Here is a 21666-nt window from a genome sequence, read left to right on the forward strand (position 1 = left end):
CACCGCACAGGCCAAGGGGGCTGCGTGAATCTGCAAGGCGCGCGCGAGCGCTGGGTTCGTACGGGCGGAGTCGAGCTGTGTGTCGTCGAGTTGGGCGACCCGACACGGCCGACGATCGTCCTGGTGCACGGCTATCCGGACAGCAAGGAGGTCTGGTCGCAGGTCGCGCTGCGGCTGGCCGGGCACTGGCACGTCGTGCTGTACGACGTGCGGGGGCATGGCCGGTCGACGGCGCCCAGACCTCTGCGCGGCGGCTTCACGCTGGAGAAGCTCACGGACGACTTCCTGGCCGTCGTGGACGCGGTGAGCCCGGACCGGCCGGTGCACGTGGTCGGCCACGACTGGGGTTCGGTCCAGGCCTGGGAGTTCGCCACGGTCGAGCGGACCAAGGGCCGGATCGCCTCGTTCACCTCGATGTCGGGCCCGTCCCTGGACCACTTCGGGCACTGGATCAAGCAGCGGGTGTCCCGCCCCACTCCACGCCGTCTCGGCCAGTTGCTCGGCCAGGGCGCAAAGTCCTGGTACGTGTATGCCCTGCACACACCCGTCCTGCCCGAGCTCGCCTGGCGCGGGACGCTCGGCAAGCAGTGGCCGCGCATTCTGCAGCGGATGGAGAAGGTGCCCGCGGACGGCTATCCGACGTCCTCGCTTCCGAACGACGCGGCACACGGGGCCTGGCTCTACCGCGACAACGTCCGGGCCCGCCTGCGCCGACCCCGCACCGACGCGTTCGCCCATGTGCCGGTCCAGCTGATCACCCCGACCGGTGACATCTTCCTCTCGGCGACGCTCTACGACGAACTCGACTCCTGGGCGCCCCGGTTGGTGCGGCGCTCCCTTCCTGCCAAGCACTGGGTCCCGCGTACCAGGCCGGATCTGCTGTCCTCCTGGATCAGCGACTTCGTCACGGCCGGTGAGGCGGCCGACGAAGGTGGCCCGTCCTTGCCGGAGACGGCGGCGACCGGGGCCCACGCCGACCGGTTCGGCGGGCAGTTGGTCCTGGTGACGGGCGCGGCCGGCGGCATCGGCCGGGCCACCGCCCTCGCGTTCGCGGCAGCGGGCGCACGCGTGGTGGTCGTGGACCGGGACCCGGAGGGGGCAGCCCGGACGGCACAGGAGGCCCTCCGGGCCGGTGCGCCGGACGCGTGGAGCGAGGTGGTGGACGTCGGCGACGAGCAGGCGATGGAGAAGCTCGCAGAGAAGGTCGCGGCGGAGTACGGAGTTGTCGACGTCCTGGTGAACAACGCCGGGATCGGACTGTCCGGCTCATTCCTGGAGACCACGAGCCAGGACTGGCGGAACGTCCTCGACGTCAATCTGTGGGGTGTCATCCACGGCTGCCGGATCTTCGGCAAGCAGATGGCAGCCCGCGGCCAGGGCGGCCACATCGTCAACATCGCCTCGGCAGCCGCCTACCAGCCGTCGAGGGCGCTGCCCGCGTACAGCACCTCGAAGGCCGCCGTCCTGATGCTCAGCGAATGCCTCCGTGCGGAGCTGGCCGAACAGTCGATCGGTGTCAGTGCGATATGCCCGGGCATCGTCAACACCGGCATCACGGGGACGGCACGCTTCGCCGGAGCGGATGCGGCTGAGGAGAGCCGCCTCCGGAAGCGCACCGGCCGCCTGTACGCGCTCCGCAACTACCCGCCGGAGAAGGTCGCCGACGCGATTCTCGGGGCCGTGGTGCACAACCGCGCCGTCGTGCCGGTGACGCCCGAGGCCCGCGGCTCCCGGCTGCTGTCGCGGATCAGCCCCGGAGTGCTCCGTGGGATCGCCCGGCTGAAGCCACCGCTGTGAGCGGGCCCCGACCGTCAGGAGCGCAGGGCCGGCGCGCTCCGGCGAGCGTTCCGGGCGACAGGGGCCCGGCCGCCCCGGAGTACCGGATCGAGGACCTGGCGCAGGCGAGCGGTGCGACCGTCCGTACGATCCGCGCCTACCAGGACCGCGGTCTGCTGCCGGCACCGGAGCGGCGCGGGCGGGCCAACGTCTACGGGGAGATACACCTGACCCGCCTCAGGCAGATCGCCGGCCTGCTGGACCGCGGCTACACCCTGACCAGCATCAGGGAGCTGCTCGACGCCTGGGACACCGGACGCGGGCTCGGCGGAGTGCTCGGCCTGGTCGCCGAGGTGCAGGGCCCGTGGTCGGACGAGGAGGCCGGCCGGATCACGCGGGCGGAGCTGGAGGCGAGGCTCGGCGGGACGCCGGGAGGCGCGCAGGCCGAAGGCGCGATGGCGGACGGGTTCGCCGACGCGGTGGCGGACGCAGTCGCTCTCGGCGTACTCGAGCCCGCGCCGGGAAGCGTCGACGAATTCCTGGTTCCAAGTCCTCAAGAGCTTTCCGTGGCAGTGGAGTTGCACGCTGCCGGAGTTCCCCTGTCCGCAATCTCCGGCCATCTGGGGGAACTCCGGCAGCAGGTCGAGCACATAGCCTCCCGTTTCCTGGAGTTCACCACCGAGCACGTCTTCGTCCGCTACGCGGGCCATCGGAGGCGAACCGACACGGACGCGGCGGAAGCGGCGTCGATGGTGCGCCGCCTGCGCCCACTCGCCCAGCAGGTCGTGGATGCCGAACTGGCCCGCGCCATGAGCCGGTTGGCGGTACGACATCTGCAGAAGCACCTCACCGCACCCGATCCGCCGGCTGAGCACCCCGAACCGCGACCGGTGCTCATCCCGGCTTCGACAATGCGGGCTGTTCAGGACCTTGTTGGATCCCAGGGCATCGCCGCCTTCGTAGCGGCGGCAGCTGAACGAGAGGTTCAGGCACGAGCATTGGATGCACTGGCTTCATCTCATGCCACATCAGAACAACTTGGACAAAAGCCTTAAAAGCCATGCTACTTGTCCACAGAATCGCCAAATAGCCTGTGGATAACCTGAGTTGGCTGTGGATCAAACCTGAGCACCCCCATGAGTGTCACGAACTCTGAGCGAAATCGGGGTGCGCCGGGACGGACGCTGCGGGCACTCTGACGGGATGGACGAGCGACGCACCGTCAAGGTGTCCAAGTACCTGTCGAAACACCTGCGGCATCAGCCGGAACGGATCGGAATCACCCTCGACCCCTCCGGCTGGGTGCCCATCGACGAACTGATGCGGGCCTGCGCCGGACACGGGTTCCCCATCACCCGCGCGGAGCTCGACCATGTCGTCGCGGCCAACGACAAGCAGCGCTTCGCCGTCGACGGCGACCGCATCCGGGCGAACCAGGGCCACACGGTCACGGTCGACCTCGGGCTGCCGCCGGCCGAGCCGCCCGCGTACCTCTACCACGGCACGGTGGGCCGGGTGCTTGACGTGATCCGTGCCGAAGGACTGCGGCCCATGGACCGCCACCACGTCCACCTCTCGCCCGACCGCGAGACGGCGACTCGCGTCGGCGCCCGGCGCGGAGTGCCGGTCATCCTCTCCGTGGACGCGGGCGCCATGCACCGGGCGGGCCACGTCTTTCACGTCAGTACCAACGGCGTGTGGCTCACCGACTCCGTACCACCGCAGTTCCTGAGGCTGCGCGAGTGACCTCGGGAGCGGTTCGGCCGCCGGGGCCGGTCTCCCCGCGCCCGCTCCGCCCCCGCCGACGTCGAGGACACCGCGCATCGCCGTAGAGTCGGGTGCATGACGTCCTCACTCCGCCTGAGCACCGTGATCCTCCCCATCCGCCGCTGGCACGACGGCGGCCGGGCCCTGTGGGTCCGCGCCGAGGAACTGGGTTTCCACGCGGCGTACACCTACGACCATCTGGCCTGGCGGACCTTCCGCGACGGCCCGTGGTTCGGCGCGGTCCCGACCCTGACGGCCGCTGCTGCCGCCACGGAGCGGCTGCGCCTGGGCACCCTGGTCACCTCGCCCAACTTCCGGCACCCGGTGACGCTCGCCAAGGACCTCATCACGCTGGACGACGTCTCCGCAGGGCGGATCACGCTCGGGATCGGCGCCGGCGGGAACGGCTTCGACGCCACGACGTTGCGCAGGAGCGACGAGGAGCCGTGGACACCGCGGGAGCGCGCGGACCACTTCGACGAGTTCGTGCCGCTCCTGGACCGGCTGCTGCGGGAGCCTTCGGTGACGCATGAGGGCCGGCTCTACTCCGCGAACGAGGCCCGGAACATCCCCGGCTGCGTGCAGAGCCCCCGGCTGCCCTTCGCGATCGCCGCCACGGGGCCGCGGGGCCTGAAGCTGGCGGCACGGTACGGACAGGCGTGGGTGACGACGGGCGATCCGAAGCTGTACGAGAGCGGCACCCCGGAGCAGTCCGTCGCGGCCATCCGCGGACAGGTCTCCAAGCTCGGCGCGGCGTGCGAGTCCGTGGGCCGGGACGTCTCGGAGCTGGACAAGGTCCTGCTCACCGGCTTCACGCCGGACCGTCCTCTGGAGTCCTTCGACGCGTTCGTGGACTTCGCCGGTACGCATGCCGAGCTCGGCTTCACCGAGATCGTCGTGCACTGGCCGGTGCCTGACTCCGACTTCGCCGTCGACGAGAAGGTGTTCGAGCGGATCGCCACCGAGGGCCTGTCCCAGCTCGGCTGACCGTCCGGGCCTGCGTCCGGCCGCTTCGGCCGCGTCACCCTCGTCCGGCTGCGCTCTCCCGCGCCCGGGCGGCGATTCGCGGCCGAACAGCCGTCGGCATATGCCCTTGACATGTTCTGCAGTTCAGGGGCGCGCCATCTCAGATGGGCGCCCCTCTGCACGCCCGTGCAACTCCATGCGGGAGAATGGGCAGGTGACCTCAGCTATCGACTCGCCTCTTCCTGCCGTGACACGGCTGATCGCCACCGACCTGGACGGCACCCTGCTGCGCGACGACAAGACCCTGTCGGACCGCACCGTCGCCGCCCTCGCCGCAGCGGAGGAGGCGGGGATCGAAGTCTTCTTCGTCACCGGGCGGCCCGCCCGCTGGATGGACGTCGTGAGCGCCCATGTGCACGGTCATGGCATGGCGATCTGCGCGAACGGGGCCGCCGTCGCCGATCTGCACGCGGACGGCCGGCTGATCGAGGTCCGCCCGCTGGAGCGCGACGTGGCCCTGGACGTGGTTCATGTTCTGCGGGAGGCCGTACCGGGGGTCTCCTTCGCGGTCGAGCTGACCACGGGCATCCACTACGAACCTGCCTACCCGCCCTTCCACATGGACCCGGGGGCCACGGTCGCCGTCGCGGAGAAGCTGCTCCACGAGGAGGCGCCGGGTTCCGGCGCCCCGGTACTGAAGGTCCTGGCCCACCACGCCGAACTGGCGCCGGACGCCTTCCTCACGCTGGCCCGTGAGGCTGCGGGGGACCGGGCCTCGTTCACCCGTTCCAGTCCCACCGCCCTCCTGGAGATCAGCGGACTCGGGGTCTCCAAGGCCGGCACGCTCGCCGCGTGCTGTGCGCAGCGCGGCATCAGCCAGTCCGAAGTCGTCGCCTTCGGGGACATGCCCAACGACGTCGAGATGCTGAGCTGGGCCGGCGCCTCGTTCGCGATGGGCAATGCCCACCCGGCCGCGGTGGCCGCCGCCTCCGGTGTGACCCTTTCCAACAACGAGGACGGTGTCGCGGTCGTCATCGAGCGGATCCTCGCCACCCGCTGACACTGACACCGCCCGCACGGGGGCACGGCAGATCCGTGCCGATGCCCCGGCGTCGTCAGAGCGGGACCTCCCAGACCACCGCCGCACCACCGCCGTCCTCCCCCGGCCCGAACCAGCTCGCTCCCCCCAGGGACTCCGCACGGCGTGCGAGGTTGCGCAGTCCGCTGCGCCGCCCGCTGTCCGGGATACCCACCCCGTCGTCGACGACCGAGAGCCGCACGGCGTCCCGTCCGTCGGGGAGGGTCGCGGTCGCATCCACGCTCACCTCGACCCTGGAAGCCCCGGCGTGCCGGAACGTGTTGGACAGCGCCTCGCGCAGCGCCGCGATGAGGTTCTTGCCCGCGAGTTCCCCGACCAGTGAGTCGACGGGGCCGAGAAAGCGGTGCGAGGGCTTGAAGCCCAGGGGCACCGCCGCCATGTTGATCTCCCGCAGCACCCGGGTCCGCAGTCCGGACGGCGCCTCGGCCGTTTCCTGCTGCAGCGCGAAGATGGCGGTACGGATCTCCTGGATGGTCACGTCCAGTTCGTCGACGGCCCGTCCGACGCCGTTCCGCACCGCGGGGACGGTCGAGCGGCGCTGCGCGCGTTCCAGCATCATCCCGGCGGCGAACAGACGTTGAATGACGAGGTCGTGGAGGTCACGGGCGATCCGGTCCCGGTCCTCGTACACCGCGAGCCGCTCCCGGTCGCGCTGGGCCTCGGCCATCTTCAGCGCAAGGGCGGCCTGCGCGGCGAACTGGGTGGCCAGCGTGCGTTCCGCCTGGGTGAACGGGCGGCCGCCGCGTTCTCGCGGGACGGAGAGCGCGCCGAGCACCCGTCCGCCGCTGCGCAGCGGCAGCAGCATGTGCGGGCCGAACTGGTGGGACAGCCTGGTGATCATGCGGGGGTCGGTCGCCGCGTCGTCCATGAAGACCGCCTCACCCCTGAGGAGTGCCGCCACCACGGGGCTTCGGGACGGAATGATCACTCCGAGCGAGGCGGACGGCTTGGTGCCGGCGACGGCGACGATCTCCAGGCCACCCTCCTCGGCCGGCAGCAGGACGATTCCCGCGGCGGAGTCGGCGAGGCGGCGTGTCTGTTCGGCGACGACAGCCAGCGCGTCCTCGGCGTCCCCACCGGAGAGAAGGGCGGTGGTGACGGCCACCGAACCTTCGATCCACCGTTCCCGCTGGCGGGCGGCCTCGTACAACTGCGCATGCCCGATTGCGATCCCGGCCTCCGTCGCGAGCACCCGCAGCATGTGCAGGTCGTGGTCGTCGAAGTCGGCCCCGCCGTGCTTCTCCGCCACGTAGAGATTCCCGAAGATCTCGCCCTGGACGCGGATCGGCACCCCGAGGAAGGTCCGCATCCTGGGGTGGGCGGGCGGAAACCCGGTGAAACGCGGGTCGGCCGCCACGTCCGACAGCAGGATGGGAACCGGATCATGAATCAGTGCGCCGAGGAGCCCGGTACGGCCGTCGGGCCGGCGCCCGATGGCGTGGGCGATCTCTTCCGGGACTCCGTGGCTGATGAAGTCGGAAAGGCCGTCACCCGAGTCGTCGACCACGCCGATCGCCGCGTAGCGGGCGTGGGCGAGCTCGGCCGCGGTCTCGCAGATGCGCTCGAGGGTCGAATGGAGCTGCAGCCCCGTACCGAGGGACCGCATGGCGTCCAACAGCTGCGGAACACGGGCGGTCAGTTCCGTGGAGAGTCCCTGCAGGCTCTCGTCGGCCTGCGCCGTGGCACCGGGTGAGTCCTTCGCGTCCTGCTCAGGCATGAACCGAGCCTAGTTAGTCACGATTGGTCCGGAAAGTCGGCTGCCATCTCCAGCCGTCACATCCGCACCTCCGCCGGACGCGTCTCCCGCAGCCTCGTCTTCCGCAGCCGCGCCTCCTCCAGTCGCTCCGGCTCCTGCTCGCGATCCAGCATCCGGCGCAACGGCCCGTCCTGAGCGGCCAGCGCGGCGTACGTTCCCTGCTGCACCACGCGGCCTCCGTCCAGCACCAGGACCTCGTCCACCGCGTCGAGTCCCGCCAGACGATGGGTGATCAGCACGGTCGTACGTCCCCGAGTGGCGTCCAGCAGATCGGCCGTCAGCGCATCCGCCGTGGCCACATCGAGGTGCTCTGCGGGCTCGTCGAGGACGAGAACGGGAAAGTCCGCAAGGAGTGCACGGGCCAGCGCGAGCCGCTGCCGCTGGCCGCCCGAGAGCCGGGCGCCGTGTTCGCCCACCAGGGTGTCGAGGCCGTCCGGCAGCGCCCGGACCCAGTCCAGCAGCCGCGCCCGGGCGAGCGCGTCCCGCAGCTCGCCGTCCGTGGCGCCGGTGCGGGCAAGCCGAAGGTTCTCGCGGATGGAACTGTCGAAGACGTGGGCGTCCTGGGCGCACAGCCCGACGAACGTCCGGACCGTGTCCCCTTCCAGCGCGGCCGCCTCGACGCCGCCGATCCGGTACGTCCCCTCCCGTGCGTCCAGGAAGCGGAGCAGAACCTGGGCAAGTGTCGTCTTTCCCGATCCGGACGGCCCTACGACAGCAACGCGCTTACCCGGGAGCAGCGTCAGGTCCACGGAATGCAGGGCGTCCCGCTCGGCTCCTTCGTAGCGCGCCGACAACGCCCTTACGGAGAGCGGGAAGGGCGAGGCCGGCGCCTCGGCCGGTGCGACGGGCTCCCGGACCGGCAGGGGGGCGTCGAGCACCTCGTAGACCCGCTCGGCGCTCTGCTTGACCCGCTGGCGGTACTGCACGGCGAGCGGCAGCCCTGTCACGGCCTCGAACGCCGCCAGCGGGGTGAGGACGACGACGGCGAGCTCCACGCCGGCCAGCCGTCCGTCGAGCACCGCAGGCACGGCGACGAGTGCGGCACCGACGACGGTGAGGCCGCAGATCAGCGCGGAGAGTCCGCCACCGAGCGCGGTCGCGGTCGCGGCGCGCGAGGCGATCCGGGTGAGTACGCCGTCGGCCGCGCGCACCTGACTCCGGCGGGAGGGCAGCGCACCGGCGACGGTCAGCTCCGCCGTCCCGCCGAGCAGATCGGTGATTCTGGTGGCCAGCGCGGCCCGGGCCGGAGCCAGTTGGCGTTCCGCGTGCCGGGCGCAGGCCCCGCTGACCAGCGGTACGCCCACGCCGGCAAGGAGCAGGCCGACGGCCAGGACGGCGCCGGCCTCCGGGAGGAGCCAGCTGGTGAAGCCGACAGCCCCGGCCCCGACCGCGAGCGCGGTTCCTGCTGGCAGCAGCCAGCGCAGCCAGTAGTCCTGCAGCGCGTCCACGTCGGAGACCAGCCGGGACAGCAGGTCGCCGCGCCGTGTCGTCCGCAGGCCGGCCGGCGCGATGCGTTCGAGCCCTCGGTACACGGCGACTCTGAGCTCGGCGAGCATCCTGAGCACCGCGTCGTGGGAGACCAGCCGCTCGGCATAGCGGAACACGGCCCGGCCGATTCCGAAAGCACGGGTCGCGGTGACCGCGACCATCAGATAGAGCACCGGGGGCTGCTCCGACGCACGCGAGATCAGCCAGCCGGAGACAGCCATGAGGCCGACGGACGAGCCCACGGCGAGGCTGCCCAGCAGCAGCGCGAGACCCAGCTTCCTGTGCTGGGCACCGGCAGCCTCCCTGACCCTGGCGAGCACCCGGCCGCCGGTCCTCGGAGCGGTGTCCTTGAGCAGTTCCGGGTCGCCCCGGTACATCGGCTCACCGGGGGCCCGAGCCGCCGGGACATCAAGCCGGCCGGCCCCGTCCAGCCCGTCCGTCCCGCTCGGGCCCGCCACCGCCGGCCGTACGATGCCCGCCCCTGCCGCCCGCGGCTCCAGCGCCACCACCCGGTCCGCGACCGCGAGCAGCGCGGGGCGGTGTACGACCAGCAGCACCGTGCGCCCCTCCGCCAGCCTCCGTACCGCGTCGACGATGCCCGCTTCCGTCTCGCCGTCCAGGCTCGCCGTCGGCTCGTCGAGCAGCAGCAGCGGCCGGTCGGCAAGGAACGCCCGCGCCAGTGCCAGCCGTTGGCGCTGGCCCGCGGAGAGCCCGGCACCGTCCTCACCCAGCGGTGTCCGCATCCCGTCCGGCAGGCCGGCCACGAAGTCGTACGCCCCCGCGTCCCGCAGCGCCGCCGTGACCGCGTCGTCGTCGGCGTCCGGACGCGCCAGCCGTACGTTCTCCGCGATCGTTCCGGCGAAGAGGTGAGGACGCTGCGGGACCCACGCGATCTGCTCGCGCCAGCGTTCGGGGGAGAGCTCGGACAGGTCGGTTCCGCCGACCCGTACCCGTCCCTCGTCAGGTGAGGCGAACCCGAGCACCACGTTGAGGAGCGTGGACTTGCCCACCCCGCTGGGGCCGACCAGGGCGACGGTCTCTCCCTGTTCCACCACCAGGGACACGGCATCCAGCGAGGGTTCGGTACGGCCCCGGTGCCGGACCGTCACCTGCTCCAGTTCGAGCCTCAACGAGGGCGGAGCATCCTGGGCGCCCACGGGCCGGGGTTCGGTCTCCAGCACCGCGAAGATCTCCTCTGCGGCCGAGAGCCCTTCTGCTGCGGCGTGGTACTGAGCACCCACCTGCCGGATCGGCAGGAAGGCCTCGGGCGCCAGGATGAGGACCACCAAGCCGGTGTAGAGGTCGAGTTCCCCGTGGACGAGGCGCATTCCGACCGTCACGGCGACCAGCGCCACGGAGAGCGTCGCCAGCAACTCCAGCGCGAAGGACGACAGGAAGGCGATCCGCAGCGTCTTCAGCGTGGCCAGGCGGTACTGCGAGGTGATGGTGCGAATCGAGTCGGCCTGCGCCTTGGCGCGACCGAAGACCTTCAGCGTCGGCAGCCCCGCTACGACATCGAGGAAGTGCCCGGACAGCCGCGACAGAAGCCGCCACTGACGGTCCATGCGGGACTGGGTGGCCCAGCCGATGAGAATCATGAAAAGGGGGATGAGCGGCAGCGTCACCACGATGATCGCGGCCGAGACCCAGTCCTCCGTGACGATGCGGGCCAGAACCGCCACCGGCACCACGACCGCGAGTCCCAGTTGCGGGAGATAGCGCGAGAAGTAGTCGTCGAGCGCGTCGACACCCCGGGTGGCGAGAGCCACCAGCGAACCGGTGCGCTGTCCGCTCAGCCAGTCCGGGCCCAGGACTGCCGCCCGCTCCAGGAGCCTGCCGCGCAGTTCGGACTTGACCGCAGCGCTCGCCCGGTACGCGGCCAGCTCGGTCAGCCAGGCCACCAGTGCCCGGCCCAGCGCGACCGCGGCGAGCAGCAGCAGTGGTGTGCGGAGTCCGGAAACGGTCAGCCCGTCCTCGAATCCGCCCACCACCACTTCGGCGACGAGCATGGCCTGGGCGATCACCAGGGCTGCGCCGACCAGTCCGAGTGCCACCACGGCCGCCAGGAACAGACGGGTGGCGCGGGCGTACCGAAGCAGACGCGGATCGATCGGTTTCACGTGAAACAGCTCCCCAGTGAGCTCATGCCAGTCGTTCGACGCCGCACCTGCTGACGCAGCGTCTGTGCCTTTCGGCTGTCAGACGTCGGCTGTCGCGCCTCGCCTGTCGTCCGTCGCCTTCGCCTGTCGCCTGTCAGTGCGGATCGGCGATGTGCTGCGTGCCGATGCGCTTGCGGAACACCCAGTAGGTCCAGCCCTGGTACAGCAGCACCACCGGGGTCGCGACAGCGGCACACCAGGTCATGATCTTGAGTGTGTACGGGGACGAAGAGGCGTTGGTCACCGTCAGGTTCCAGGCGTCGTTCAGCGAGGACGGCATGACGTTCGGGAAGAGCGTCAGGAAGAGCATGGTCACCGCGGCCGCGATGGTCAGTCCGGAGAGCGCGAACGACCAGCCCTCCCGTCCCCTCGCGATGGCTCCGATCGCGCCGGTCAGTGAAACCGCGGCGACGATCAGCGCCCCCAGGCTCCAACTGTCACCGTTGTCCGCCTGGGTCCAGATGAGGAAGCCCAGGGCGAGTACCGCGGCAGCCGGCCCCAGTCCGAGCGCCAGCTTGCGCGCCCGCTCCCGGATGTCCCCGACGGTCTTCAGCGCGGCGAACACGGCGCCGTGGAAGGTGAAGAGGGACAGCGTGACCAGCCCGCCGAGGATCGCGTAAGGGTTGAGCAGGTCCCAGAAGTTGCCGACGTACTCCATGTCGGCGTCGATCTTGACGCCCCGGACGATGTTCCCGAAGGCCACACCCCAGAGCACCGACGGGATCAGGGAGGTCCAGAAGATCGCGTGCTCCCAGTTGGCCTGCCACCGTTCCTCCGGCCGCTTCGCCCGGTACTCGAAGGCCACACCGCGCACGATCAGGCAGACGAGGATGATCAGCAGCGGCAGGTAGAAGCCGGAGAACAGCGTGGCGTACCACTCGGGAAAAGCGGCGAAGGTCGCACCGCCCGCGCTGAGCAGCCACACCTCGTTCCCGTCCCAGACGGGCCCGATCGTGTTGATCAGTACGCGCCGTTCCTTGCGGTCACGGGCGAGCAGCTTGGTCAGTACGCCGATTCCGAAGTCGAATCCCTCCAGGAAGAAGTACCCCGTCCAGAGGACGGCGATGAGCACGAACCAGACGTCGTGGAGTTCCATCTCTCAGCTCCGCTGCTCTCAGTAGGAGAAGGCCATGGGCCTGTCGGCGTCCTGGTCATGGCCGCCGATCCTGGTGGGCGGATTGAGGTCGGCCTCCGTGAGCTCCGGCGGGCCGGCCTTGACGTACTTCAGGAGGAGCCTGACCTCGATCACGGCGAGCACCGCGTAGAGCGCCGTGAAGACGATCATCGAGGTGAGCACCTCCCCCTGCGAGACACCGGGGGAGACCGCGTCACGGGTCTGGAACACGCCGTACACCACCCACGGCTGGCGGCCCATCTCCGTGAAGATCCAGCCCCAGGAGTTGGCGATCAGCGGGAAGAGCATGGTCCACAGGGCGACGATCCAGTAGAAGCGGGTGAGCTTCGGGCTCAGCGCCTTGTTCTTGAAGAGCACCAGATGGGGCACCTCGTCCTCACCGGTCCGCAGGGCCTGCGGCAGCATGAACTTCTTCCGCGTCAGCCACAGCCCCAGCAGTCCGAGCCCGAAGGACGCCATGCCGAAGCCGATCATCCAACGGAAGCTCCAGAAGGCCACGGGGATGTTCGGCCGGTAGTCACCCGGGCCGAACTTCTCCTGCTCGGCCTTGTTGATGTCGTTGATGCCGGGGACGTACGAGGTGAAGCTGTCGTCCGCGAGGAAGGACAGTATTCCGGGGATCGAGACCTCTACGGTGTTGTGCCCCTCGGCGACGTCCCCCACCGCGAAGAGCGAGAAGGGCGCACCGTGCTCCCCTTCCCACAGGGCTTCCGCCGCGGCCATCTTCATCGGCTGCTGCTTGAACATCACCTTGCCGAGCAGGTCACCGCTGACCGCGGTGAGCATGCCCGCGACCACGACCGTGACCAGTCCGAGGCGCAGCGATGTCCGCATCACCCGGATGTGCTTCTTGCGCGCGAGGTGGAAGGCGGAGATGCCGACCATGAACGCGCCGCCGACGAGGAACGCCGCCGTGATGGTGTGGAAGAACTGGGTGAGCGCGGTGTTCTGGGTGAGCACGTGCCAGAAGTCCGTGAGCTCGGCACGTCCCCGTTCCTCGTTTATCCGGTAGCCGACCGGGTGCTGCATCCAGGAGTTGGCCGCCAGGATGAAGAACGTCGAGAGGATCGTTCCGATGGAGACCATCCAGATGCAGGCGAGATGGATCTTCTTCGGCAGTTTGTCCCAGCCGAAGATCCACAGCCCGATGAAGGTGGACTCGAAGAAGAACGCGATCAGCGCCTCGAAGGCGAGCGGCGCGCCGAAGACGTCACCGACGAACCGCGAGTAGTCGGACCAGTTCATGCCGAACTGGAATTCCTGGACGATGCCCGTGACCACACCCATGGCGATGTTGATCAGGAAGAGCTTGCCCCAGAACTTCGTGGCCCTGAGGTACTTCTCGTTGTCCGTGCGCACCCAGGCGGTCTGCAGGCCGGCCGTGAGGGCGGCGAGGGAGATCGTCAGTGGGACGAACAGGAAGTGGTAGACGGTGGTGATGCCGAACTGCCATCGCGCCAGAGTCTCTGGCGCCAGAGCTAGGTTCACGCCCTTTTCTCCTTACGTCGCCGTGATCACAGCCGCAGCTTGCCCCACCAATCCCACCGATCACGGGATGAAACGGGGTGCGCTTGTGAACGCGTTCACATTCACAAGCAATTATGGCGCACACATCTTCGAAGCCATCGCGCGGGGGGTGCTTTCCGGCCGACCGGACCGAGCCACCGATACCGGACACCGCGTCCACGTCCGTCCGGCCGCTCAGCACAGTGGCCCCGGACCTCGTAGAACGAGGTCCGGGGCCACCGGCACGCAGGCGGTCGAGCCGCCCTCCTACCGCTCCCTGTGGAACGACTCCGCCACCTTCAGGAACACGTCGTTGGCCTCGGTCTCACCGATCGTGACCCGCACGCCCTCACCCGCGAACGGCCTGACCATCACACCCGCCCGCTCGCACGTCGCGGCGAATTCGAGCGTACGGTCCCCGAGCCGGAGCCAGACGAAGTTGGCCTGGGACTCGGGCACGGTCCAGCCCTGCTTCACCAGCCCCTCGTAGACCCGGGTGCGCTCGCCGACCAGCGACCCGACCCGGCCCAGCAGTTCGTCCTCCGCCCGCAGCGAGGCGACCGCGGCGTCCTGGGCGACCTGGCTGACCCCGAAGGGGACGGCGGTCTTGCGCAGGGCGGCAGCCACCGGCTCGTGCGCCACCGCGAACCCGACCCGCAGACCCGCCAGGCCGTAGGCCTTGGAGAAGGTCCGCAGCACCGCCACATTGGGCCTGTCCCGGTAGATCTCGATGCCGTCAGGCACGTCGGCGTCCCGGATGAACTCCTTGTACGCCTCGTCGAGCACCACCAGCACATCGCCCGGCACCCGGTCCAGGAAGCGCTCCAGCTCCGCCCGGCGCACCACGGTGCCGGTCGGGTTGTTCGGGTTGCAGACGAAGATCATCCGGGTGCGGTCGGTGATCGCCCCGGCCATCGCGTCGAGATCGTGCACCTCGCCGTCGGTGAGCGGCACCTTGACCGAGGTCGCGCCGCTGACCTGGGTGATGATCGGATAGGCCTCGAAGGAACGCCACGCGTAGATGACCTCGTCACCCGGGCCGGAAGTGGCCTGGAGCAGCTGCTGCGCCACACCGACCGAGCCGGTACCGGTGGCCAGATGGGAGACGGGCACACCGAACCGGTCGGCCAGCTCGTTCATCAGGCCGGTGCAGGCCATGTCCGGGTACCGGTTGAAGTTCGCGGCGGCGCCGAGCGCGGACTCCATGACCCCCGGCAGCGGCGGATACGGGTTCTCGTTGGAGGACAGCTTGAAAGCAACCGGTCCGTCGGCAGCCGCCGGCTTGCCCGGCACATAGGCAGGCACACCATCCAGCTCGGCACGCAGCTTGGGGCTCGTCTCGCTCACCGCAGGTCCTCCTCGACCATCCGTACACATCAATACTGCTCACCTTAAGAGGATTCGACGTCCCTGCGAATGGCCTGACCGGAGAATCGTCCGCTGTGCCGGAAAGCACCGTCAATGCCCGGCAGGACGACGAGCCCTCCGGGGGGAGCGCCGCGCCCCGTGGCGCGCGCCGGTGGCTCACGCCGTAGCGCGCATCACTCGAACAGGTGAGTTGAGACCTCTTCGAGACATGAGCCAATTAGCAGGCCCATGCACACCGACACATGACACATTGGCCTCCAACCCGCCAACACCCTTGATTTGCAAGGCATTTAATGCCTCATGATCATGCAGAAACGTGCCTGTCAACGTACGCATATGCGACCGGCCCAACCCACCGCCGGAGCCCTACTATCGGCTCGCCATGACAGCAGCAGGGAAGCACCAGGTGAGCCGGACAGAGACGCCCCGGCGCAGCGGCCGACAGGGACGGGCGGGGATCCGGGATGTAGCCGCCGCGGCCGGAGTCTCCATCACGACCGTCTCCGACGCGCTCAACGGCAAGGGCAGGCTCCCGGACGCCACCCGCCGACATGTCCGCGAGGTCGCCGAGCGGCTGGGCTACCGCCCGTCCGCCGCGGCCCGCACCCTCCGTACCGGCAGGTCGGGGCTCATCGGCCTCACCGTGACCACGTACGGGGACGAACCCTTCACCTTCACCGAGTTCGCCTACTTCGCGGAGATGGCCAGAGCCGCCACATCGGCGGCGCTCGCCCGCGGCTACGCCCTGGTCATCCTCCCCGCCACCTCGCGCCACGACGTCTGGTCGAACGTCGCCCTGGACGGCACCGTCGTCATCGACCCCTCCGACCAGGACCCGGTGGTCACCGAACTCGTGCGGCAGGGCCTGCCTGTCGTGTCGGACGGGAGGCCGGCCGGCACGCTGCCGGTCACCGCCTGGGTCGACAACGATCACCGGGCGGCCGTACTCGACCTCCTCGACCACCTGGCCGCCGCCGGAGCCCGCCGCATCGGACTGCTGACCGGCACCACCACCGACACCTACACCCGCCTCTCGACCACCGCCTACCTCCACTGGTGCGAGCGGGTGGGCCAGGACCCGGTCTACGAGTCCTATCCGGCCCACGACCCCTGTGCGGGCGCCGTGGCCGCCGACCGGCTCCTCGCCCGCCCGGACCGGCCCGACGCCGTCTACGGGCTCTTCGACCCCAATGGGACCGATCTGCTCGCCGCCGCCCGCCGCTACGGCCTGCGGGTCCCCGAGGACCTGCTGGTGGTCTGCTGCAGCGAGTCCACCGTGTACGCGGCGACCGATCCCCCGATCACGACGCTCTCGCTCAAGCCGCGGAGAATCGGCACGGCTGTCGTCCAGCTCCTCATCGACGCCATCGAGGGCGTCGAGCACGACGGACCGCTGGAGCAGGTGATACCGACGGAACTCATCGTCCGGACGTCCTCGCAGCGTCGTCCGCCGCGCACCACGGTCAGCCCGCCACGCTCCCCCGCCGGGGACTGATCGGATTAATCCGGACCAAACGGTCGGTGAACCATGCGTGCACTCGGATTCACCACCCCTGGTGCGTCCCAGAGCACGATCCGCATTCCTATGATGGGCGCACGACACCGCGGACCACCTCTACCAGGCAGGGCCCGTCAGGTGTACGGCGGCGCGACGGTGGTGGAGGGGTCGATGACTCAGGGGGCCGGTCAGGAACCCGTGGTGCGGACAGCGACGTTGCGTGACTTCCGCGTACCGCCGTATGCGCAGGCACCGATGCCTTCGCCGTCGCCGCATCCCGGCAACGCCGTTGTGGGCGACGAGCCGGAGGGGTACACCCCCACCGCGCGCGATCTTCCCGTGATCAACCGTGGCGACACCGTCCAGGTGCAGGCCGTTCCCCAGCCCCGGCCGGCCTCCGGCACGGGACGGGGCCCCCTCTACGTCGTCGGCGACGTCCACGGCTATCTGGACGAGCTCCTTTCCGCCCTCGGCCGGCAGGGCCTCATCGACTCCGAGGGCCGGTGGTCCGCCGGCAACGCCAGACTGTGGTTCCTCGGCGACTTCACCGACCGGGGCCCGGACGGCATCGGCGTGATCGATCTCGTCATGCGGCTCTCGGCCGAGGCCGCGGCGGCCGGCGGGTACTGCAAGGCCCTCATGGGCAATCACGAACTGCTGCTCCTGGGTGCCAAGAGGTTCGGCGACACCCCGGTGAACTCCGGTGCGGGTACCGCGACCTTCCAGGCGGCCTGGCTGCTCAACGGCGGCCAGAAGACCGACATGGAACGGCTCCAGGACGTCCATCTGCAGTGGATGGCCCGGCTCGACGCGGTCGTGGAGGAGGACGGGCACCTGCTGATGCACTCCGACACGACGGCCTACCTCGACTACGGCACCACCATCGAGGACGTCAACGACACGGTGCACGCCATTCTCACGCGTAACGACGCCGATGAGTGCTGGGACCTCTTCCGCAAGCTCACCAAGCGGTTCGCCTTCCGCGACGAGGGCGGCTCGCAGGCCGTTCGCGAGCTGATGTCGACGTACGGCGGACAGCGCGTCGTGCATGGTCACAGTCCCATCCCGTACCTGCTCGGCGAGGTCGGATCCGAGGACGGCGAAGACAGCGCCCGCCCCGTGGTGGACGGTCCGCACGTGTACGCGGACGGGCTCGCCATCGCCATGGACGGCGGAGTGACCATGGCCGGAAAGCTATTGGTCGTCCAACTTCCCCTGAATGACTGACGGCCGTCGGGGAAGACGCACCCACGACCTGACAACGCCGGCCACTGGGCCTATTTCCGGAAACACCCTGTCAACCCGTGCCGTGGTCGCTCTACCATCGGCGTATCAGTAGCAGGCTCTCCTCCGTTTCCGCCCGATCGCCCGGCCCAGGCGGTCGATCAGGCCCTACGGAGCATCGGGGGATGCACATGAAAAGCGCTCCGCACCTGCTGGCCGAGGACCGACCCGAGTACGAGCGGATCCTTGCCGACTCTCTGCGCCATGCTCACGAACGCCCGGATCTGGACGGTGTGGGGGACCGGCTCAACGCGGAACAACTGCGGACGATGGCGCTGAACGCCACCGCTCTGATCACCGCAGCCGCCGCGACCGAGTACGACCACTACGTGAAGGTCCGCGGCGAACTGCGCGGACCGGCCGACGCCTCGGGTCCCGAATCCGCCCTCGGGTCAGGCCTCGGACCGGCACCGGACGACACAGACGGGGCGGGCGCGGGAACCCTTGCTGTCATCGCCGCGCTGGCCCCTGTGCTGGCCGGCTCCGCCGCCCTCATATTCCTGCTGGTCGGCTATCTCCTGAAGGCCGTCAGCCCGTCCTTGGCCTTCGGCGGCACTCTGGTCGCCGCCGGATGGTTCTTCGCGGCGGTCGCCGCCGCGGCCATCCTGGTCGCCGCGGTCGGACTCCTCCTCACCGCACTGCGGAACGGAGCCACCGCGCTGCCGGCCATGGACGACGAGCAGGAATTGCCGGAGGACGTGGCACGCGCCAGGGAGGCCTGGCGCCACGCACTGCTGGAGCGCGGCATCCTGCCCTTCCTGCGGGACGCCCTGGCCGACCCGACCGCGGGGCCGGCCTCACGGACCCCGCACCGCTCGGCGAACCGCATCCCGAAGATCGGCTACAGCAGACCGGATTTCTCCGGCCCGCAGGACGGCCCGTCGGCCGGACCGCGTCCGTCGTTCACCAGCCCCGACTTCACCAGTCCCGACTTCGGCGGCCCCGAACACCAGCCTGAGTGATCCCGGTCGCGATCCGGCACCGCAGGGGCCGTTTCGCGACCCGGCACCGCAGGGGCCGTTCCACGACCCGGCAGGGCAGGGGCCGTTCCACGACCCGGCAGGGCAGGGGCCGTTTCGCGATCCGGCACGGCGAAGGCCGGGGCAGCTCGCGCTGCACCCGGCCTCTGCGTTGTTCGGTGTGCGTGGTGCTCCGACCACCCGGTCGGAGCGCCCCGTCAGACTCCCTGGGGGGCGAGCTTGGGGTTCGCGCCGTACTCGTTGGCCTCGTGCGCACCCTCGGAGCACATGAAGACGAGCAGGATGATGCCGCCCACGAGCGGGACGAACGAGATCAGGAACCACCAGCCCGAACGGCCCGTGTCGTGCAGCCGGCGGACGACGACGGCGAGCGAGGGGATGATCACAGCGAGGATGTAGATGATGTACGGGATCTGGGTGTCGATGGCAGCACCGATACCGAGCAGGACCCCGGCGATGATGACGTTGAAGAGCGCGAACATCCAGTACTCCTTGCGGCGCGCACGACCGCTGAAGCCCGCGTAGTTCTTGAGTACGTTCAGGTACCAGCTCACTGTGTTTCCCTCCCCTGGCGCCCCCGGTCGGGGCGCACACCTTTTCGGCCAAGCACAGCGGAAGGTAAGGCACAGATAAGGAAGTGGTCAAGCCAGGGCATGCCCCTGCCGAAACGTACATAGACCTGCCACGTTTCCGTGTCCGTACCGTCGCCGAACTGCACCTGGAATCAGGCGATCAGAGGACCCATCACGCGAAACCAGCCATTGCTCATACTCTTCGTGCTCAATGCGGACAATATGATGAACAGCCAGGCGGCGCCGCCCCGGACACGCAACACCCGGGACAGCGCCGTGACTTCCTGCGAATCCGCCAGCAGTCAGTCCGCCAGCGGCAGGTACACACGGTTGCCGCTCGCGGCGAACTCCTTCGACTTCTCCAGCATCCCCGCCTCGATCTCCTCTTCCGAGGCAGAGGGGAGAAGGTCGGGGGCGAACTGCTCCGTGATGCTCCTGCTGATCTTCATCGAACAGAACTTCGGGCCGCACATCGAGCAGAAGTGCGCCGTCTTCGCCGGCTCGGCCGGCAGCGTCTCGTCGTGGAACTCCCGTGCCGTGTCGGGGTCGAGCGCCAGGTTGAACTGGTCCTCCCAGCGGAACTCGAACCGGGCGTCCGACAGCGCGTCGTCCCACTCCTGCGCCCCGGGGTGGCCCTTGGCGAGATCCGCCGCATGCGCGGCGATCTTGTAGGTGATGACGCCGGTCTTCACGTCGTCCCTGTTCGGCAGGCCCAGGTGCTCCTTGGGCGTGACGTAGCAGAGCATCGCCGTCCCCCACCAGGCGATCATCGCCGCACCGATACCCGAGGTGATGTGGTCGTACGCCGGGGCGACATCGGTGGTCAGCGGGCCGAGCGTGTAGAACGGCGCCTCCTCGCAGATCTCCTGCTGGAGGTCGATGTTCTCCTTGATCTTGTGCATCGGGACATGGCCCGGGCCCTCGATCATCGTCTGGACGCCGAACCGCTTGGCGACGGAGTTCAGTTCACCGAGCGTGCGCAGTTCGGCGAACTGGGCCTCGTCGTTGGCGTCGGCGATGGAGCCGGGGCGCAGGCCGTCACCGAGCGAGTAGGTCACGTCGTAGGCCGCGAGGATCTCGCAGAGCTCCTCGAAATGCTCGTAGAGGAACGACTCCTTGTGGTGCGCGAGGCACCAGGCCGCCATGATCGAGCCGCCGCGGGAGACGATGCCGGTCTTGCGGCGGGCCGTCAGCGGGACGTACGGCAGCCGGACCCCCGCGTGCACCGTCATGTAGTCGACGCCCTGTTCGGCCTGCTCGATGACGGTGTCCTTGTACATCTCCCAGGTCAGCTCCTCGGCCCGGCCGTCCACCTTCTCCAGGGCCTGGTAGAGCGGAACGGTGCCGATCGGAACGGGGGAGTTGCGCAGGACCCACTCGCGCGTGGTGTGGATGTTGCGGCCGGTGGACAGGTCCATGACCGTGTCGGCACCCCACTTGGTCGCCCAGGTCATCTTGTCCACCTCCTCCTCGATGGAGGAGGTGACCGCCGAGTTGCCGATGTTGGCGTTGACCTTCACCAGGAACCGCTTGCCGATGATCATCGGCTCGATCTCCGGGTGGTTGACGTTGGCCGGCAGCACGGCCCGCCCTGCCGCGATCTCCTCGCGCACCACCTCGGGCGCCACGTTCTCCCTGATCGCGACGTACTCCATCTCCGGAGTGATCTCGCCGCGACGGGCGTACGCGAGCTGTGTGACCGGCTGACCGTCGCGGCTGCGTCGGGGCTGGCGGGGGCGGCCGGGGAAGACCGCGTCGAGGTTGCGCAGGCCGCCGCGCGGCGACGTGTGCTTGAGGCCGTCGTCCTCGGGGCGCGCGGGGCGGCCCGCGTACTCCTCGGTGTCGCCGCGGGCGATGATCCAGTTCTCCCGCAGGGGCGTGAGCCCACGGCGGACATCGGTCTCGGTGGTGGGATCGGTGTACGGCCCCGACGTGTCGTAGAGCGTCACGTCCTTGCCGTTGGTGAGGTGCACCTGACGGACCGGCACCCGGAGGTCCGGGCGCGAGCCCTGGACGTACCCCTTGTGCCAGCCGATGGACTTCCCGGCCTCGTTGTTCGCCGCGTCCTGCGCATTCTGGGCGTTCTGCGCATTCTGCTTCGAGGCAGGCGTGCGTGCGTCCGCTGTGGTCATGAGACCTACTCCCTACGCCGGCATTACCCGGTAACAGGTTCGGCGGTCGGCGCAGCGTGTCCCGTACGGATATACGGAGGTCAGCGCCCTCTCAGCCCGGTGCTCCGAGCTCCCGCGTGTACAAATGTGCCTCCACGCTAGCCTCCCTCCTGGCGTGCTGGCCAGAGGGCCTCTCCCGTT

General features: G+C 69.5%; 15 protein-coding genes and 1 riboswitch. Of the genes, 8 read left to right on the plus strand and 7 right to left on the minus strand.

Translation table 11 applies throughout. The annotated features are described in order from the left end of the window. The first annotated feature begins 24 nt into the window (after positions 1 to 24). From ACFQ6X_RS02400 to ACFQ6X_RS02420, 5 genes are all read left to right on the plus strand, one after another. Complete coding sequence (locus ACFQ6X_RS02400; protein ID WP_383174654.1) at positions 25 to 1797, plus strand: SDR family oxidoreductase; 1773 nt, start codon at positions 25 to 27, stop codon at positions 1795 to 1797. A gap of 86 nt (positions 1798 to 1883) precedes the next feature. Further along, entirely contained in the window at positions 1884 to 2831 is a 948-nt protein-coding gene (locus ACFQ6X_RS02405) for a MerR family transcriptional regulator (RefSeq protein WP_383175376.1), read from the plus strand. 148 nt (positions 2832 to 2979) lie between these two features. Continuing rightward, positions 2980 to 3522, plus strand: a complete 543-nt coding sequence (locus tag ACFQ6X_RS02410) for an RNA 2'-phosphotransferase (protein WP_383174657.1) — start codon at positions 2980 to 2982, stop codon at positions 3520 to 3522. Positions 3523 to 3618: 96 nt separating this feature from the next. Further along, a complete protein-coding gene (locus tag ACFQ6X_RS02415; protein WP_383174660.1) occupies positions 3619 to 4530 on the plus strand; it encodes an LLM class flavin-dependent oxidoreductase in 912 nt (303 codons plus the stop codon). Positions 4531 to 4723: 193 nt separating this feature from the next. Next, positions 4724 to 5569, plus strand: coding sequence for a Cof-type HAD-IIB family hydrolase (locus ACFQ6X_RS02420; RefSeq protein ID WP_383174663.1), 846 nt, complete (start codon positions 4724 to 4726; stop codon positions 5567 to 5569). A gap of 55 nt (positions 5570 to 5624) precedes the next feature. On the opposite strand, the gene ACFQ6X_RS02425 is transcribed toward ACFQ6X_RS02420, so the two are convergent. From ACFQ6X_RS02425 to hisC, 5 genes are all read right to left on the minus strand, one after another. Then, positions 5625 to 7325 (minus strand): GAF domain-containing sensor histidine kinase, encoded by a 1701-nt coding sequence (locus ACFQ6X_RS02425; protein WP_383174666.1) that lies wholly within the window; start codon positions 7323 to 7325, stop codon positions 5625 to 5627. Positions 7326 to 7381: 56 nt separating this feature from the next. Next, complete coding sequence (gene cydD, locus ACFQ6X_RS02430) at positions 7382 to 10972, minus strand: thiol reductant ABC exporter subunit CydD (protein ID WP_383174669.1); 3591 nt, start codon at positions 10970 to 10972, stop codon at positions 7382 to 7384. A gap of 133 nt (positions 10973 to 11105) precedes the next feature. Next, positions 11106 to 12107, minus strand: a complete 1002-nt coding sequence (gene cydB / locus ACFQ6X_RS02435; RefSeq protein ID WP_383174672.1) for a cytochrome d ubiquinol oxidase subunit II — start codon at positions 12105 to 12107, stop codon at positions 11106 to 11108. A gap of 18 nt (positions 12108 to 12125) precedes the next feature. Further along, positions 12126 to 13634: a cytochrome ubiquinol oxidase subunit I gene (locus ACFQ6X_RS02440; protein ID WP_383174675.1), complete on the minus strand. Its 1509-nt coding sequence runs from the start codon at positions 13632 to 13634 to the stop codon at positions 12126 to 12128. A 285-nt stretch (positions 13635 to 13919) separates the two neighbouring features. Next, entirely contained in the window at positions 13920 to 14999 is a 1080-nt protein-coding gene (gene hisC / locus ACFQ6X_RS02445; protein ID WP_383174678.1) for a histidinol-phosphate transaminase, read from the minus strand. A 403-nt stretch (positions 15000 to 15402) separates the two neighbouring features. Here hisC and ACFQ6X_RS02450 point away from each other — a divergent pair, with 403 nt between their 5' ends. From ACFQ6X_RS02450 to ACFQ6X_RS02460, 3 genes are all read left to right on the plus strand, one after another. Beyond that, a complete protein-coding gene (locus ACFQ6X_RS02450) occupies positions 15403 to 16515 on the plus strand; it encodes a LacI family DNA-binding transcriptional regulator (protein ID WP_351174420.1) in 1113 nt (370 codons plus the stop codon). A 174-nt stretch (positions 16516 to 16689) separates the two neighbouring features. Next, on the plus strand, positions 16690 to 17745 hold the full coding sequence (locus tag ACFQ6X_RS02455) for a metallophosphoesterase (RefSeq protein ID WP_383174682.1): 1056 nt from the start codon (positions 16690 to 16692) through the stop codon (positions 17743 to 17745). A gap of 182 nt (positions 17746 to 17927) precedes the next feature. Further along, positions 17928 to 18764, plus strand: a complete 837-nt coding sequence (locus ACFQ6X_RS02460; protein WP_383174685.1) for a hypothetical protein — start codon at positions 17928 to 17930, stop codon at positions 18762 to 18764. Between the two features lie 215 nt (positions 18765 to 18979). On the opposite strand, the gene ACFQ6X_RS02465 is transcribed toward ACFQ6X_RS02460, so the two are convergent. Together ACFQ6X_RS02465 and thiC are read right to left on the minus strand one after the other, a co-directional pair. Then, entirely contained in the window at positions 18980 to 19336 is a 357-nt protein-coding gene (locus tag ACFQ6X_RS02465; RefSeq protein WP_329209016.1) for a DUF805 domain-containing protein, read from the minus strand. Between the two features lie 320 nt (positions 19337 to 19656). Beyond that, on the minus strand, positions 19657 to 21486 hold the full coding sequence (gene thiC / locus ACFQ6X_RS02470; protein ID WP_383174689.1) for a phosphomethylpyrimidine synthase ThiC: 1830 nt from the start codon (positions 21484 to 21486) through the stop codon (positions 19657 to 19659). Further along, positions 21479 to 21612: riboswitch (TPP riboswitch) on the minus strand. Its footprint overlaps the gene before it by 8 nt. Positions 21613 to 21666 lie beyond the last annotated feature (54 nt).

The organism is Streptomyces sp. NPDC056452 (assembly GCF_042796085.1).
Classification (GTDB): domain Bacteria; phylum Actinomycetota; class Actinomycetes; order Streptomycetales; family Streptomycetaceae; genus Streptomyces.

Excerpts from the sequence above, each read along its gene's own strand:
- ACFQ6X_RS02425 (WP_383174666.1), bottom strand. The coding sequence starts at position 7,325 with ATGCCTGAGCAGGACGCGAAGGACTCACCCGGTGCCACGGCGCAGGCC.
- ACFQ6X_RS02460 (WP_383174685.1), top strand. The coding sequence starts at position 17,928 with ATGCACATGAAAAGCGCTCCGCACCTGCTGGCCGAGGACCGACCCGAG.
- thiC (WP_383174689.1), bottom strand. The coding sequence starts at position 21,486 with ATGACCACAGCGGACGCACGCACGCCTGCCTCGAAGCAGAATGCGCAG.
- cydB (WP_383174672.1), bottom strand. The coding sequence starts at position 12,107 with ATGGAACTCCACGACGTCTGGTTCGTGCTCATCGCCGTCCTCTGGACG.
- ACFQ6X_RS02455 (WP_383174682.1), top strand. The coding sequence starts at position 16,690 with ATGACTCAGGGGGCCGGTCAGGAACCCGTGGTGCGGACAGCGACGTTG.
- ACFQ6X_RS02410 (WP_383174657.1), top strand. The coding sequence starts at position 2,980 with ATGGACGAGCGACGCACCGTCAAGGTGTCCAAGTACCTGTCGAAACAC.
- ACFQ6X_RS02415 (WP_383174660.1), top strand. The coding sequence starts at position 3,619 with ATGACGTCCTCACTCCGCCTGAGCACCGTGATCCTCCCCATCCGCCGC.
- ACFQ6X_RS02450 (WP_351174420.1), top strand. The coding sequence starts at position 15,403 with ATGACAGCAGCAGGGAAGCACCAGGTGAGCCGGACAGAGACGCCCCGG.